Source organism: Bradyrhizobium sp. SZCCHNR1098 (genome assembly GCF_032489375.1).
Taxonomy (GTDB): domain Bacteria; phylum Pseudomonadota; class Alphaproteobacteria; order Rhizobiales; family Xanthobacteraceae; genus Bradyrhizobium.
Genome location: NZ_JAUEXY010000002.1, coordinates 763,907 through 779,339 on the forward strand (window position 1 = coordinate 763,907; position 15,433 = coordinate 779,339).

The following is a 15,433-nucleotide window of genomic DNA, read 5'->3' on the forward strand; positions in this document are numbered from 1 at the left end:
AGCGACCGATAGGCGGAGCTACTCCGACCACAGGATGTCGAAGCGGTTGAAGCCAATTGACTTCGTTACGAACTTGGGGGTCTTGCCGGACAGGACTGCCAACGCGCCCGACGTGAACTTGATGAGGGCCTTGCCGGACCCGGCTAAGCCAACTGCCCTTCCGTCCTTCATCTCGATCGTTGCGGTTCCTTCCTGCATTTGGGTTAGGGCGAGACCCCCGGGCGTCCTGTGGACGCCGCCGACGAGGACCAGCTTTCCAGTTGGACCATCTCCGATCAAACTGAGCACAGAACACGTCACCATTGTAACTAATCGCTTGATCATGGAGTGTCCTACTGCGAAGTTGCGCGACCTTGATCTCAATACGAGCCCGCCCATTGACCGAGATCAACAGGGCAATCATGTGCGTCGGATGCGCACTCTCTAAGCTGGAAGGCGATGGGCCGCCCCCGGACCGCGCCGCCCGGGTCAATCCATCAACAATGAGGCCCGGTCAGGTCAGGCAAGCAGACGCATTTGGACCTCGGTCGACAAGTCGGGAAAGGGCACGTGCCGACATCGGCGGGGTGACCTTAATCTCTCATGCCATCAGAAACCTTGCACGACTTGAGACCGCGAAACCAGCCTTCGATCTCCTCGGACTTCATAGGATCTTTGTGAGCGCCCACTGAAGGGTGAGACGACACGGCATTCGTACACCCGACACACACCGGCGACTCAAAGGCGCACCAATTCTCTGCGGGGGATTTAGATGAATGCCTGAAGCAGTTAAGCCAAGGTGGCTCGGATGCGCCCATATGTCTGTCACTCCACGTAACAGGCTGCGACCGGAAATCTACAGTTTTTCGTGCGAGCGACCGCTGTTGTGGGCTGCTTGCAAGCCATGGCATGCGCGGCAGTCAGGACAAGATTCCTGCACCTTCTCGATGGCGCGGCGACATAGATCGACCGGCTTCTCTTGGCCGTCAGCCGCCGAGGCCAAGATCTTCTCGGCGAGGCATGCCATCAAGGAAGGTGTCCGCTTTGCTTCGGGTATCGTTCTTGCAGCGTCCGCCAGAACACCCCGCAATGCGGCGCGAGGATACGTTTGCGACCACTCGCTCTGCGTCAGCGCCATCAGTTCCCCCACAGACAGACAACTCACACTACTTACAAACGAAAATCGGCTGTTGAGCTTTGCTCGGCGCCTCGCGTTCGAAAATTGGGCCGTCGAATGTGACATTCGACGGCCCAATTCGTTCGGTGTCACTGGTGAACGATCCAGGGGCGGTCACACCGAGGAGACGAAAGTATAATTAGGTCATTGAAAGCCGGACATCTTGGCTATCTCGACTTAGGTATCTCGATGCGCTTCGCGGAGGCGGGTAGTTTCCCCATTTCATTCTCGATCAGCCGGAGCAATATGCGGCTCTTATGCGGATCCGTCTCCTCTCGCAGGAGCGCTTTGTAGTGAACCAGGTTCTGGTTGACGATGAAGCTTTCCAAGTCAGTCATTCGAGCCTCGCCTTCCCACGCATCATTTATAAGGTATGCGGTGCGCGAGGCAGAACCATTTTCAGTGCCCAAATCCTGCAGACATTGCTCAATGAGCGCCGGGGGGCGTCCCCAACCGCCCTTGGCGTGCTCAATCTCGGTAGTCCGCATTGGGGCGCAAGCCGCTGCTTGGCGTTGGACCGCGGTAGATCGGCTCTGGCCTGAAGAACGGACATCGCGTTCGGGGCCGGGCGGCGCCTTGGGCCAGACGGAACCCGACAAGCGCTGCTCCATCGCCCTCCAGGGCCCCTCGCATTGTCCGATGTCAATGCTGCCGGGACCAGAGGATTAAGCTCCCGACCCGAAAGTCGTGCCGAGAGGAGGCCGCCATGTTGTTTGGTCCGTGTGGTTGATGACTCGATCGCCGTCGTTGTCGAGACGCCACCTGCTTTGCGCCGGCGGCGCGGGCTTTGTGTCCGCGATGGTGGGCACGCTGGTCGGGAGCGGGCGGAGCGCAAGGGCTCAGGCACTCGGCGGAGCCGTGCCGCAGGTCGATCGCTTGAAGGTTCGCATGGTCAGCGACATCATTGTCCGTCGCTTCGGGATATCGCAAAAGCTCGGTGACCTCTCGATCGCGCGCATGCAGGGCAATGAAACACCGGATGCGCCGCCCCGCGCCACCCTGGTCGGGGAATGGGGCCTCTCGATGCACGCTGAATCCCAGCGTGACAATGAGGTCCGCAATATCCTCGTCGATTTCGGATACAATCCGGTCACGCTGCTGACCAACATGGAGATCCTGAAGATCCAGCCCGAGGAGTTCGACGCGCTCGTCCTCAGCCATGGCCATTACGATCACTTCGGCGGCATGGTGGGGTTTCTCTCCGCGACAAAGGGCAAGCTCAAGAAGGATCTGCCCTTCTTTGTCGGCGGTGAGGACTGTTTCTGCACGCGGACCGTCGGGAATGGTGGTCAGTTCGGGGCGCTCGATCGCCAGGCCATCAAGGAGTCGAACCTCATCCTGATGATGGCGGACGGGCCGGCCGTCGTTGCCGATCATGCGTTCACGACGGGCAAGATCGCGCAAAGCAGCTTTGAAAAGCCGCTCAGTCCCAGTCGCGAGAAGGTCGGCATCGCCAATGGATTCGGCTGCTTCCCGGACAAGGTCTCGCCGGCGAAAAACGCGGGCGAGTTCGTCGTGGACGACTTCGAGCACGAGATCGGGACCAATTTCCTGCTGAAGGGAAAAGGTCTGGTGATTCTGACCTCGTGCAGCCATCGTGGCGTCATCAACACCATCAGGCAGGCCCAGCGCGCATCGGGAGTTGACAAGGTTCACGCGGTGATTGGTGGCTTCCACCTCGTGCCGCCGCTCGACGATGCCTACTTCAAGCAGGTCATCGCGGAGTTGAAGGACATCAACCCTGATTACCTCATGCCGGCCCATTGTACGGGCGAGCCGTTCTACGACATGGTCCGGCGCGAAATGCCGGGGAAAGTGTTCCAGTCGAACGTTGGAACGCTCTATACGTTTACGACCTAGGTGGTTGCCCCACCTTCGCGACGGGCTGACCATCGGGACCATGCGCCGCGTGCAGCGGCCGCCCAAGAAATAAGCTGAGGCGTCGGCGAGGGCGGCTGCCCGGCAATCGAGCAGCTTCAGGTCCTTTTCTCAAGCCATTGAAACGGTTGTCTCTTCCAAATCCGCGGCAAGCGCGAGCCGATTGTACACAATGGCACAGCGCTTGCTTCGTTACTTGCGAGCCATTCTCGCGGGGAGGCAATGGTCGCCATGGCGGACTCAATTGCATCGGGTGGAGTGAGCATCGCCGCCGAGCCCGAGCCGATCGCGCTCGACTGGGACCAGACGGCGCTGCTCATCATCGACATGCAGCGCGACTTCATGGAGCCGGGCGGTTTTGGCGAGACGCTGGGCAACGACGTCTCGCAGCTCGCGCGCGCCGTGACGCCGATCGCGAACGTCCTGGGGGCGGCGCGCAAGATGGGCATGCTCGTCATTCACACCCGCGAGGGCCACAAGCCGGATCTGTCCGATGCGCCGCCGGCCAAGGTCGAGCGCGGCGCGCCATCCCTTCGCATCGGTGATCCCGGCCCGATGGGGCGCATCCTGATCCGCGGCGAGCCGGGGCACGACATCATTCCCGCGCTCTATCCTGTTGATGGTGAGGTGGTGATCGACAAGCCGGGCAAGGGCGCGTTCTACGCCACCGAACTCGGCGATGTGCTGAAGCAGCACGGCATCGCCAACCTCCTGGTGTGCGGCGTCACCACCGAGGTCTGCGTCAACACCACCGTGCGCGAGGCCAATGACCGCGGCTATCGCTGCGTCGTCGTCTCCGACGGCTGTGCGTCCTACTTCCCGGAATTCCATGAGATGGGCCTGAGGATGATCAAGGCCCAGGGTGGCATCTTCGGCTGGGTCGCGGACTCGGCCGCGGTCCTGAAGGCGATGAACTGAGAGATGAGCCGAGAGACGAGTTGAGACGGATGAGTTCGACGATGTAGGCGCTAACAGCAACAGGGGAGCAAGGCGATGAGCGGAAGCGGGACGGCAAGCGCGGTCAAAGCGGATTTCAAGCCGGTGCTGTGGACACCCGGAGACTGGAACGCGTTCTTCGGTTTCGGCACCAACATCCTTGTCAACATGCTCGTCCTCACCGGGCTGTTGCGCTTCGTGCTGAAGATGCCCGACAGCCTGGTGTTCGGCCGCATCCTGCCGGCGCTCGGCCTGATGATGTGCCTGTCGACCTTGTACTACGCCTTCCTCGCTTATCGCCTCGCGCAGAAGACCGGACGCAGCGACGTCTGCGCGCTGCCCTCGGGGGTCAGCGTGCCGCACATGTTCATCGTCACCTTCGTGATCATGCTGCCGATCACCTTGAAGACCGGCGATCCGCTGAAGGGCTGGTCGGCCGGCCTGGTCTGGGTGTTCTTTCAGAGCTTCATCCTGATGATCGGCGGCTTCGTCGCGCCCTACATCCGCAAGATCACGCCGCGCGCCGCGCTGCTCGGCACGCTCGCCGGCGTCTCCGTCACCTTCATCTCGATGCGCCCGGCGCTCGAGATGTACATGACGCCGCAGATCGGCCTGGTGTGCTTCGCCATCATTCTGGTGAGCTGGTTCGGCGGCGTGAAATATCCGAAGGGATTGCCGGCCGGGCTCGTCGCCATCGCGGTCGGCATGATCATCGCCTGGGGCTCGAACCTGTTCGGCCTCGGTCTCGGCGGCCTCAGCGTCAAGGGCCTCAGTGACGCCTTTGCGAGCTTCGGCTTCTCGGTGCCGCTGCCGGCGTTCGGCACGGTGTTCTCAGGCTTCGAATATCTCGGCGTTATCCTGGTCACCGCGATCCCGTTCGGTATCTACGACCTCGTCGAGGCCATGGACAACGTCGAGAGCGCGGAAGCCGCGGGCGACGAATATCCGACCACGCGGGTGCTGACCGCCGACGGCATCGTCAGCCTGATCGGCTGCATGATGGGCAATCCTTTCATCAACGCGGTCTATATCGGCCATCCCGGCTGGAAGGCGATGGGCGGCCGCATCGGCTACTCCGCGGCGACCGGGCTGATGGTGATCGTGCTGTCCTGGCTCGGCATCATCTCGGTGCTGCTGGCACTCGTGCCGGTGGTCGCGATCTCGCCGATCCTGCTCTACATCGGCATGCTGATCGGTGCGCAGGCGTTCCAGACCACGCCGGTCAAGCATGCGCCCGCGATCGTGCTCGCCTTCACGCCGCATCTCGCCGCCTGGGCCAAGCTGCAGATCGACACCATGCTGGCCTCGACGGTGACGGCGGCGCAGACCGTGGGCGGCCTCGCCGCCGACAAGGTCGATGCGGTCAAGACCGCTGCGATCGCCGCGCTGCCGCAGCAGGGCGTGCTGTATCATGGGCTGGAGGTGATGGGCGGCGGCTCGATTCTCGCCGGGCTCGTGCTCGGCGCGATCGGCGTGTTCGTGATCGAGCGCGACTTCACCAAGGCGGCGGCGTTCGCGCTCGCCGGTGCCGTCATGACCTATTTCGGCTTCATGCACGGTGAAGCGGTCGGCATCGGCGGCGGCCTCGGCGTGACGCCCGCGGTGGCGCTGGCCTATGTCGTGGTCGCCGGCGGATTGTTCGCGCTGGGCCGGCTCGGCATGTCCGAGAGCTACGTTCCGCATGCGGAGATGCAGGCGGCGCCCGCGGAGTAGTCCGATGACGTCACGACCACCGTCATTCCGGGATCGATCGTCAACGCGCAGCCGCTTTGCGCCTTCGCGTTGCCGATCGCCCCGGAATGACGGTGGAACGCCGGCAGGGCGAACAGCGACGCATCCGGATCGGTCCGATGCGTCCCTGCGCATGCGGATCGGTGAAGGAGAGGCGGGGGCATCGCGGCTCCGTTGCCCCATCAATCCGATCTTGGTTGGTCGCGTCGTGGTTTGGTTCGACGCACTCATGGCCGCACCGCCGGCGCGTCCATCGGCATGCCACGCGCGCGCGACATCAGGTAGAGCTCGAGCGCGATCATGTCGGGCGCGTCGAAGTCGAAGGCTTGCGCGCGGATGCCGGTCATGCAGCCGCGGAGGCGGCGCTGCAGCGAGCCCATGCCTTGCCATTCCAGCCGGTAGATCGGATAGCCCGTCGGCTGTCCCTGCGTGATCGCGGAGCCGGCAAGATGCTTGCTCCAATTGTCATCGTGACAATTGGAGCAGGCGAGGTTGAGCTGGCCCTGCCGCTGCATGAACAGCTCGCGCCCGCGCGCAACTGACGGCTCCAGCCGCGGATCGTCGCCGGCGGTGATCGGCATGCCGCGCGATTGCCGGGCGATCAGCGCAGTCAGAGCCAGCAGCTCGCGGCTCTCAGGGGCGAACGGCTCAGCTTCCTGATGCTGCCTGCGGCAGAGATTGACGCGCTGGCCGAGATCGACCGGAGCGGCGCTGGCGGCATTGAAGGCCGGATAGCGCGCGGCGACGCCCTTCATGCTGACGTCGACCTCGCCATGGCAATCGTTGCAGGATTTGTTCGCCGTGCCCGCTTTCGTCGTCCACAGCGTCTCACCATCGAGCACCGACAGCATCGCGGGATTGGCGGTGTCGTCGTCCTGCATCGCCCTGGTGTCGGACGACATGAAGTCATAGCCGGAGCGGCGCGCGGATTCCGCAATCTCACCCGCGACGACGGGCAACGCTGCGCCCAGCAAAGCTGTGACCGCGAGAAGCGCGCTCCGCATCATTCGACCGTGATCGCCGCCGAGGCGCTGGCAACGAAGCCGTTGTCGCCGATCCATTCGAACTCGAAGCGGCCGCTCTCGCGCGCGGTGGTGAAGAACGACAGGAACGGATTGGCGGCGATGGCGGGAAACAGATCGGCCCGAAAGATCTCGGTGCCGTTGAAGCGGCAGGTGAAGCTGGTGATGATGTCGCGCGGGATGGCTTCGCCTGCGGCCGTATGGCGATAGCCCGGCTCCATGACGTGGCTCATCAGCGTCTTGATCTCGATGACGGCGCCGCGCTTGGCCTTGGCGGGAACGTTGACGAGGGCGGCAGGCATCACGGCATCTCCTCGGTGCAGGCGGCGAGCGTCACGATGACATCGACGCTCGCCGACCAGAACGAGCCGTCGGACAGTCTTGCGATCGCCACGACCTTCTGGGTATCGGCGAGCCGGATGCGGGTCGTCACCTGGGCGCGGCCGGCGCTCGCTGTCAGGTGAAAGTTGGCGACGTTGGGCTGCGGATTCTTCTCGTTGAAGACGTGGATGCTCTTGACGTAGCTGTTAGGCGTCATCGGATGATCGACGCTGACGGTCATCGGCACGGTGTTGCCGTTCTCGACCAGCGGCGGGATGTCGAGCCGGACCTTGCCGACCGTCACATTGGCCTCGCCGACGAGATTGCGGATCGCCGACGCGAGCATCGCCGGCGTCGCCTGCGCAGGCCGGACCGTGATCAGCGGCAGCGCGCCGGCGGCGGTCAGCGTTCCCGCCAGTTGCAGCAGGTGGCGGCGCGAGATGTGGGACGATTCGAACATGCCAATCATATGGGCTCACTCGCGCAAGGTCGCGAGATAGGCGACGATGTCTTCGATCTGCTCCGCCGACAGGATCGGTTTGTCGCGCCAGGCGGAACCGACGCGCGTCAGCCCATCCACGCGGTAGTAGGACGGCATGATCGTTTCCGGATTGAGCCTGGAGGCATCGACCAGCCGCAGGCGGAGCTGCGCGGGCGTGGAACGGCTGCCGGCGCCGGCAAGGCTGGGCGCGAGATCGCCCTGGAAGCGTACCTCCGCAAACGGGCCGGAGTGACAGAGGAGGCAGGTCGAGCTGCGCGCGACCACCAGCGCGCGGCCGCGGGCGGCGTCGCCGGGCCGTCCGGTGAGGGAAGAGGCGATGCCGTCGCCGGTGATCGTAGTGGGCGCGAGTGTCTGCGCCGCGACAGCGGCGGGCAGGGCGGCGACGATCGCGGCGATGACAAAGCTAGCCGAAGGCATCATGGGTCAGCGCCTTGAACCAGGCCGTCGCCGCGTCGGCCTCACGCGCGCGCGTCTCGCGCGGGGCGTCGACCGGGCTAGTCCGCCCGCCCTCGACCTCGGCGAAGATGTCTCCCTTGGGTTGGTAGACGCCTGCGAGCGAGAACGCGTAGTCCGGCGCGACGATGCTGTAACAGATGCCGGTCAGCGGCGGCGGCTCCGACGGCCGTCCCGTCAGATCGCGCACGATCACGGCCGCACACGCCTTGCCCTGCGCCTGCGCGGCGCCGGCCGATTTCGGGATGCCGCCGCCGAGACAGGCGTCGCCGATGACGTGGACATCCGGGACGAGCTTTGAGGCGAAGGTCGCGGCATCGATCGGACACCAGCCGGTGCGGTCGGCCGCGCCGGCGAGCGAGGCAATGCGGCCGGCCTTCTGCGGCGGGATGATGTTGGTCACATCGGGATTGTAGTTGCCGAACTCGGTGACGACGGTGCGCGTGGCAACGTCGACGCCGGTGACGCGGCCGCCCTGCGATAGCGGGATACGCTCGATCATTCCGGCATAGAGCTGCTGCCACGCCTGCTCGAACAGCTTCTGCTGCGAGAAGCTGTCCTTGGCATCGAGGATCAGCACCTTCGACTTCGGTTTGTGCGTTTTCAGGTAATGCGCGATCAGGCTGGCGCGCTCGTAAGGCGCCGGCGGGCAGCGCGACGGATTGGCCGGCACCGCGATGGCGACGGTGCCGCCATCCGGCATCGCCTCGATCTGCTTCCGCAGCAGCAGCGTCTGCTCGCCGGCCTTGTAGGCGTGCGGCATCGCTTCTGATGCAGCTTCGTCGTAGCCCTGCAGGGCCGTGAAATCGAGATCGATGCCGGGCGCCAGCACGAGGCGGTCATAGGCCAACGTGGTGCCGTCGGCGAGCGTGACCTTGTGCCCGGGCGCATCAATCGCGGTGGCCGCCTGCAGCACGACGCGCACGCCTTCGGCTGCGATCTTGTCATAGCCGAACTGCTGGGCACTGATATCGCGCAGGCCGGCGATGACCTCGTTGCTGAGCGGACACGCCGTGAAGGTCTTGTTGGCTTCAACCAGGGTGACGTCGAGCTTTGCATCCGCCTGGCGCAGCGCGCGGGCGCAACTGGCGCCGCCGAAGCCGCCGCCGATCACGATGACGCGCGCCATCGCTTGTGCGCGCAGCACGGCAGGGGCGGCGATCACGGCAACGCTTGCCGCGATCAGGCCGCCGACCTCTCTGCGCGTGCGCTGCCGGGACATCGTCATCATCTTGCAATAGCACGGCGGCGGCCATTGTTCCCAACGGCTGCCGCCACGCGGGTCATGCGAAGGTGATGTTCTGGGCGCGCAGCGGCACCGAGCGGATGCGCTTGCCGGTGGCAGCGAAATACGCATTCAGCACCGCGGGCGCGGCGACGCCGATGGTCGGCTCGCCGACGCCGCCCCAGAAGCCGCCGCTCGGGATCATGATCGCTTCCACCTTCGGCATCTCGCTGATCCGCATCGAGTTGTAGCTGTCGAAGTTGGTCTGCTCGATGCGCCCGTCCTTGACCGTGCAGCCGCCGTAGAACAGCGCCGAGAGGCCGTAGACGAACGAGCCCGCGATCTGCCGCTCCACCTGCGCCGGATTGACCACGTAGCCGGGATCGGTCGAGGCGACGATGCGGTGGATCTTGATCTTGGTGCCGTCGATCACGGAGATCTCGGCGGCGCCCGCGACATAGCTGCCATAGCCATGGAGCTGCGCCAGCCCGCGATGAACGCCGTCCGGCGCCGGCGTGTCCCAGCCGATCTTCTCGGCCACGGCGTTCAGCACCGCGAGGTGCTTGGGATGATCGGCCATCAGCTTGCGGCGGAATTCCAGCGGATCCTGGCCGGCCGCATTGGCGAGCTCATCCATGAAGCATTCGAGATAGATCGCGTTCTGGTTCACGTTGACGCCGCGCCAGAAGCCCGGATTGATGTGCGGGTTGCGCATCGCGTGTTCGATCAGGAGGTTCGGCACGGAGTAGCCGATCGTGGCTTCGCCCGATGGCGCGAGCCCCTGGAAGGTCGCGGGGTCCTTGCCGTTGACGAGTGCGTCGGGCCGCAGGCTGAACAGGATCGACTGGCCGGAGATGCGCATGTGCAGCGCCGTCAGATTGTTGTCGGCGTCGAAGCCGCCGGTCAGCTTGCACTGCGTGATCGGGTGATAGCGGCCATGCGTCATGTCCTCCTCGCGCGACCACAGTAGCTTGACCGGCGTGCCCGGCATCTCCTTGGCGATCTTCACGGCTTGGCGGACATAGTCGGTCTGGCCGCGCCGGCCGAAGCCGCCGCCGAGAATCAACTTGTGCACCTCGCACTTGTCCGCCGGAAGCCCTGAGGCTTCGAGCACCGCGGCGAACGCCGCCTCGCCGTTCTGCGTGCCGCACCACACCTCGCAGCGATCGGCCGTGTAGAGCGCGGTCGCGTTCATCGGCTCCATCGTGGCGTGGTTCTGGTAGGGATAGTCGTAGACCGCCTCGACCTTCTTCACCGCGCTCGCCAGCGCGGCCTTGGCATCGCCGTTCTCGTTGCCGACGAAGGCCGGCCCGGAGTCCAATCCTTCCGCGAGCCATTTGGCGATCGACGCCGAAGAGACCTTGGCGTTCTCGCCTTCGTCCCAGACAATCGGCAGCGCATCGAGCGCCGTCTTCGCGTGCCACCAGGTGTCGGCGACCACGGCCACCGCGGTGCCGTCGATCGCCACCACCTTCTTGACGCCCTTCATGCCGGCGATCTTGGCCTCGTCATAGCTCTTCAGCTTGCCGCCGGTGACCGGACAGTCCTTGATCGCGGCGTTGAGCATGTTCGGCAGCTTCATATCGGCGCCGTAGATCATCGCGCCGGTGACCTTGTCGGCGGTGTCGAGCCGTCTCACGCCCTTGCCGATCAGGGTCCAGTCCTTCGGATCCTTCAGCTTGACGTCGGTGGGCGGCGTCAGCTTCGCGGCGGCTTCCGCCACCTTGCCGTAGGTCGTCGTGCGGCCCGACGCTTTGTGGGTGATGACGCTGTTGGCGGCGGTGCATTCGGCCACCGGCACCTTCCATTCGTCGGCGGCCGCCTGGATCAGCATCATGCGCGCGGCGGCGCCGCCCTTGCGGACGTAGTCCTGCGAAGAGCGGATGCCGCGGCTGCCGCCGGTGGAGAAATCGCCCCACACGCGCTTGCGGGCGACGTTCTGGCCGGGCGTCGGATATTCGGTCGTCACCTTGCTCCAGTCGCAGGCAAGTTCTTCCGCGACGAGCTGGGCGAGACCGGTGAGCGAGCCCTGGCCCATCTCCGAGCGGGCGATGCGGATCACCACGGTGTCGTCGGGCCGGATCACGACCCAGGCATTGACCTCGGGCGAGCCATCCGCGGCGCGCACGATTTGCGGGCCGCCGAACGGGAGGTCGAGGCCGAGCGCGAGGCCACCGCCGAGCGCGGCGGTGCCGATGACGAAGGACCGGCGGCTGAGGCGCGGCGTCACATGCTGGTTCATGCCGTCCTCCTCAGGCGTTGGCAGCGGCGTGGATCGCCTCGCGCACCTGCGCGAAGGTTCCACAGCGGCAGATGTTGGTGATGGCGTCGTTGATGTCCTGGTCGCTCGGCTTCGGATTGTCCTTCAACAGCGCGGCGACGGCCATGATCATGCCGCTCTGGCAGTAGCCGCATTGGGGAACGTCGTTCTCCAGCCACGCCTGTTGCACCTTGTGCAGGCCGCCGTCGCTGGCGAGCCCCTCGATGGTCGTGATCTGCTTGCCCTGGGCCTCGGAGACGGTGACGCCGCAGGAACGCACGGCGGTGCCGTCGAGATGCACGGTGCAGGCGCCGCATTGTGCGATGCCGCAGCCATATTTGGTGCCGGTCAGTCCGGCGTTCTCGCGGATCGCCCACAGCAGCGGCGTGTCGGGCTCGACGTCCAGAGCATAGGATTGTCCGTTGATCGTGAGGTTTGCCATCGCAGATCCCTTTCGTTCAACTCGCCAGTTGAACAGAGGGCGGCAATGTGGCGCGAACGTTTGCATCCTTCAAATCAAGAATATGCGTTTGCCGCGCGGGAAGATTTGTGATGAGCCGGGGTTGTAGTTGCTTCGGCTCATGGGCCGCGCGGCGGAGCTACGGCAAGCCGCAGGAAGCTCATCAAGCTACCCAGCGCGGCGAAACCTGCGCCGAGGGCCAAGGCAAGGGTGGCACCTTCGCGCCCCGCAAGGCTGAAGCACAGGGCGGCCAGCGCCGCGCCGGTGGTCTGGCCGGTCAACCGGGCCGTGGCGACGATGCCGCTGGCGCCGCCGCTGCGATGGGGCGGGGCGCTCGACATGATGGCCTTCATGTTCGGCGCCTGGAAGAAGCCGAACCCGATGCCGCAGATCAGCATGCGCCAGACGATGTTCGCGATGCTCGGGTTCTCCGGCAGCATGGCCAGCAGCGCCATGCCGGATCCGAGCATCACCAGGCCGATGCCGCCGAGCAGGCCGGCGGGAAAGCGGTCCGACAGCCGGCCGGCGATCGGCGCCATGATCGTCACGGCGAGCGGCCAGGGCGTCATGAAGAACCCGGTCTCGACCTGCGAGCGTTGGAGAATGTCCTCGAAGTAGAACGGCAGCGACACGAAGCCGAGGCCCTGGACCGAGAAGGAGCAGACGGCTGTCGCCGCCGACAGCGCGAACACCCCGCGGCGGAACAGGTCGATCGGCAGCATCGGCGCGGGATGATCGGCCTGGCGGCGGGCCAGGATGACGCCGAGCACGAGCGCTGCGACCAGCTCGGCCACCACCATGGCCGGCGTCGCGCCATGCGCGGCGCTGCCGATGCCGATGATGAACAGGCCGAGGCAGAGCGCAGCCAGCGCCGCGCCGAGAAAATCGAAGCCGTGGTCAGCGCGCGGCGTGCGCGGCAGCATCTTCATGCCGATCGCGATCGCAATCAGACCGAACGGCAGGTTGATCGCGAACAGCCACGGCCACGAGCCGAGCGAGAGAATGGCGGAGGCGATGGTCGGGCCGAAGGTGAAGGAGATCCCGACCACGAGCGCATTGTGGCCGAGGCCGCGGCCGAGCATTTTTCCAGGATAGACGTAGCGCACCAGCGCGGTGTTGACGCTCATGATGCCGCTGGCGCCAAGGCCCTGCAGCGCGCGGGCAACCACCAGCGTCGGCAGCGACCACGCCAGCGCGCAGCCGACCGAGGCGAGCGTGAACAGCAGGAGGCCGCCGAGATAGATGCGCTGATGGCCGACGATCTCGCCGAGCGCGCCAAGCGGCAATAGCGTCGCCACCAGCGCGATCTGATAGATGTTGACGACCCAGACCACCTCCGCCGGCGAGACGTGGAGATCGGCGGAGATCGACGGCAGCGCGATGTTGGCGATGGCGACGTCGAGCGAGGCCATCGACAGTGCCGTGAAGATCGCGGCGATCGCCCAGGGCCGCTTGCCGGGCGGCAGGCCGTCGGCAGTGCCGTCGCCGGCGAGCTTCGAAGCGTGGTGGCGGTTGGACATGGAGACCTTTGGGGACCTTCGGCTCGCGGGGCGCATCCGGATCAGCATGTACACTTGAACAGGCGGGCGCCCCAGCCGTCGCGGGCGCATGGCGGTATGCGCCCGGTCGCAAGGAACGGGTTGAAGCCGGCTACACGCCCGGCCGTGCCAACCGCTCGATCGTCTGGTTGTGCCGCGTCAACAGCTCGCAGGCGTGGCCGATCTGGCGGGCGCGCAGGGCCTGCAGGATCAGGCGGTGATCCTGGTTGGTGCGCGGACGCCAGCCGGCATTGCGCGCCATCGCCAGCACCAGCCGCGAATTCGCGAGGCGTAGTCCGTCGAGGCTCGCCAGCAGCCGCGGCATCGCGCAGGGCGCGACCAGCGCACGGTGGAAGGCGCGGTTCGCTGTCTCGAACTCCTGAATGGTCTCGGCATTGTCGGCTTCGATCAGCGCGAGCTCGATCGCGGCGAGATGCGTCGGCGTATAGCGCGGCGCGGCATTGCGCAGCGCGATCACCTCGAGCGCTGTGCGCATCTCGACGATCTCCCTGGTCGACTTCGCATCCAGCGGCGCCACCCGCACGCCGCGTCGCGGTGCCGCGACCACCAGATAGAGCGCCTCGAGCTGCCGGAATGCCTCGCGCACCGGCACGTGGCTGGAGTTGAACTCGCGCGCGACGTGGTCTTGCCGCAACGGCGCGTCGGGCGGCAGCGCACCGCTGACGATGCGATCGGTGATGGCTTCGGCGATCCGCTGAGCGGTGGTGAGATTTTCGTCCGGCATAGTCATAGATTATCTATCGAAAAAACCAATGCAGCGGAAGCTCTCGTCCGATACGGTGCTCAAATACAGAGAAATCATAGATAATATCTATGATAATCTATAATTTGGCGTGGAGCGAGCATGGTGGATCGAAGCAGCGCGGGCCCTGATCGAATGGCGGTTGGCAATGCCATCCGTCATGACTGGACCAGAGACGAGGCCGAGGCGCTCTACCGCCTGCCATTTCCGGACCTGATGTTCCTGGCGCAGTCGGCGCATCGCCGGCAGTTCGATCCCACCCGCGTCGAGACGGCGAGCCTGCTCAGCATCAAGACCGGCGGCTGCCCGGAGGATTGCGGCTACTGCTCGCAGAGCGCGCACTACGACACCGGGCTCAAGGCGACGAAGCTGCTGGATCGCGACGAGGTGGTCGCCACCGCGCGGCGCGCGAAGGTCGCCGGGGCCGAGCGCTTCTGCATGGCCGCCGCCTGGCGCAGTCCGAAGGACCGTGACCTCGATCAGGTCTGCGACATGGTCAGCGCAGTGAAGGGTCTCGGCATGGAGACCTGCGTCACGCTGGGCATGCTGACCCCGCCGCAGGCGGAGCGGCTCAAAGCGGCCGGGCTCGACTTCTACAATCACAATGTCGACACCTCGCCCGAGTTCTACGACCGCATCATCACCACGCGCACGCTGCAGGACCGCATCGACACGCTCGCGCATGTGCGCCAGGCCGGCATCAAGGTGTGCTGCGGCGGCATCATCGGCATGGGCGAGGAGGTCGATGATCGGCTCGGCATGCTGGTGCTGCTGGCCAATCTCGCTGAGCATCCCGACAGCGTGCCGATCAACATGTGGAACGAGGTCAAGGGCGTGCCGGTCAACGATACGGCCGCGCGCCCCGATCCGATTGCGCTCGTGCGATTGATCGCGGTCGCGCGGATCCTGATGCCGGCCAGCGTGGTGCGGCTGTCCGCGGGCCGCCAATATATGAGCGACGAGCTGCAGAGCCTGTGCCTGCTCGCCGGCGCCAATTCCATCTTCATCGGCGACGTGCTGCTGACCACGGCCAATCCGCAAGCCCAGCGCGACGCCGATCTGCTCGCGCGGCTCGGCATGACCTCGTCACTGTCGGCGCGCCCGGCCGTGCCGGCCGCCGCCAGAGAGAGCGCGGACGCGCCGTCCCCGGCCTGATTCGAGCCTGATCGCGATCTCGGGGCGACCGCG

The 15,433-nt window shown here is 65.4% G+C and carries 15 protein-coding genes; 4 read left to right on the plus strand and 11 right to left on the minus strand.

Annotated elements, in window-relative coordinates:
* Window positions 1-18: 18 nt before the first annotated feature.
* A complete protein-coding gene (locus tag QX135_RS07745) occupies window positions 19-324 on the minus strand; it encodes a hypothetical protein (protein ID WP_316176722.1) in 306 nt (101 codons plus the stop codon).
* 999 nt (window positions 325-1,323) lie between these two features.
* On the minus strand, window positions 1,324-1,494 hold the full coding sequence (locus QX135_RS07750) for a hypothetical protein (protein WP_315772427.1): 171 nt from the start codon (window positions 1,492-1,494) through the stop codon (window positions 1,324-1,326).
* A 409-nt stretch (window positions 1,495-1,903) separates the two neighbouring features.
* Between QX135_RS07750 and QX135_RS07755 the strand changes: the two genes are divergently transcribed.
* The 3 genes from QX135_RS07755 to QX135_RS07765 all read left to right on the plus strand — a co-directional run bounded on the left by QX135_RS07755 (window position 1,904) and on the right by QX135_RS07765 (window position 5,683).
* Entirely contained in the window at window positions 1,904-3,016 is a 1,113-nt protein-coding gene (locus tag QX135_RS07755) for an MBL fold metallo-hydrolase (protein WP_316176721.1), read from the plus strand.
* Between the two features lie 249 nt (window positions 3,017-3,265).
* A complete protein-coding gene (locus tag QX135_RS07760; RefSeq protein ID WP_316176720.1) occupies window positions 3,266-3,952 on the plus strand; it encodes an isochorismatase family cysteine hydrolase in 687 nt (228 codons plus the stop codon).
* Between the two features lie 75 nt (window positions 3,953-4,027).
* A complete protein-coding gene (locus tag QX135_RS07765; RefSeq protein ID WP_316176719.1) occupies window positions 4,028-5,683 on the plus strand; it encodes a regulator in 1,656 nt (551 codons plus the stop codon).
* 245 nt (window positions 5,684-5,928) lie between these two features.
* On the opposite strand, the gene soxA is transcribed toward QX135_RS07765, so the two are convergent.
* From soxA to QX135_RS07810, 9 genes are all read right to left on the minus strand, one after another.
* Window positions 5,929-6,705: a sulfur oxidation c-type cytochrome SoxA gene (soxA, locus tag QX135_RS07770; RefSeq protein ID WP_315776540.1), complete on the minus strand. Its 777-nt coding sequence runs from the start codon at window positions 6,703-6,705 to the stop codon at window positions 5,929-5,931.
* On the minus strand, window positions 6,705-7,025 hold the full coding sequence (gene soxZ, locus QX135_RS07775) for a thiosulfate oxidation carrier complex protein SoxZ (RefSeq protein ID WP_316176718.1): 321 nt from the start codon (window positions 7,023-7,025) through the stop codon (window positions 6,705-6,707). Before soxZ ends, soxA begins: the two co-directional genes overlap by 1 nt.
* Window positions 7,025-7,504 (minus strand): SoxY-related AACIE arm protein, encoded by a 480-nt coding sequence (locus tag QX135_RS07780; RefSeq protein WP_409997772.1) that lies wholly within the window; start codon window positions 7,502-7,504, stop codon window positions 7,025-7,027. The genes soxZ and QX135_RS07780 overlap by 1 nt, the downstream gene beginning before the upstream one ends.
* 15 nt (window positions 7,505-7,519) lie before the next feature.
* Window positions 7,520-7,966 carry a sulfur oxidation c-type cytochrome SoxX gene (soxX, locus tag QX135_RS07785; protein ID WP_315758472.1) on the minus strand — a complete coding sequence of 149 codons (447 nt, stop codon included), beginning with the start codon at window positions 7,964-7,966 and terminating at the stop codon, window positions 7,520-7,522.
* Entirely contained in the window at window positions 7,950-9,227 is a 1,278-nt protein-coding gene (locus QX135_RS07790) for an NAD(P)/FAD-dependent oxidoreductase (protein ID WP_316177255.1), read from the minus strand. The genes soxX and QX135_RS07790 overlap by 17 nt, the downstream gene beginning before the upstream one ends.
* Window positions 9,228-9,282: 55 nt before the next feature.
* Entirely contained in the window at window positions 9,283-11,466 is a 2,184-nt protein-coding gene (locus QX135_RS07795) for a xanthine dehydrogenase family protein molybdopterin-binding subunit (RefSeq protein WP_316176717.1), read from the minus strand.
* A 10-nt stretch (window positions 11,467-11,476) separates the two neighbouring features.
* The gene (locus QX135_RS07800; protein ID WP_315812745.1) at window positions 11,477-11,926 is read right to left on the minus strand and encodes a (2Fe-2S)-binding protein; all 450 of its coding nucleotides are present in this window, start codon (window positions 11,924-11,926) and stop codon (window positions 11,477-11,479) included.
* Between the two features lie 137 nt (window positions 11,927-12,063).
* A complete protein-coding gene (locus tag QX135_RS07805; RefSeq protein WP_410052009.1) occupies window positions 12,064-13,464 on the minus strand; it encodes an MFS transporter in 1,401 nt (466 codons plus the stop codon).
* A 130-nt stretch (window positions 13,465-13,594) separates the two neighbouring features.
* Window positions 13,595-14,227, minus strand: coding sequence for a GntR family transcriptional regulator (locus QX135_RS07810; protein ID WP_315758544.1), 633 nt, complete (start codon window positions 14,225-14,227; stop codon window positions 13,595-13,597).
* 120 nt (window positions 14,228-14,347) lie between these two features.
* Here QX135_RS07810 and bioB point away from each other — a divergent pair, with 120 nt between their 5' ends.
* Window positions 14,348-15,400, plus strand: a complete 1,053-nt coding sequence (gene bioB, locus QX135_RS07815; RefSeq protein ID WP_316176715.1) for a biotin synthase BioB — start codon at window positions 14,348-14,350, stop codon at window positions 15,398-15,400.
* The last annotated feature ends 33 nt before the right edge of the window (window positions 15,401-15,433 follow it).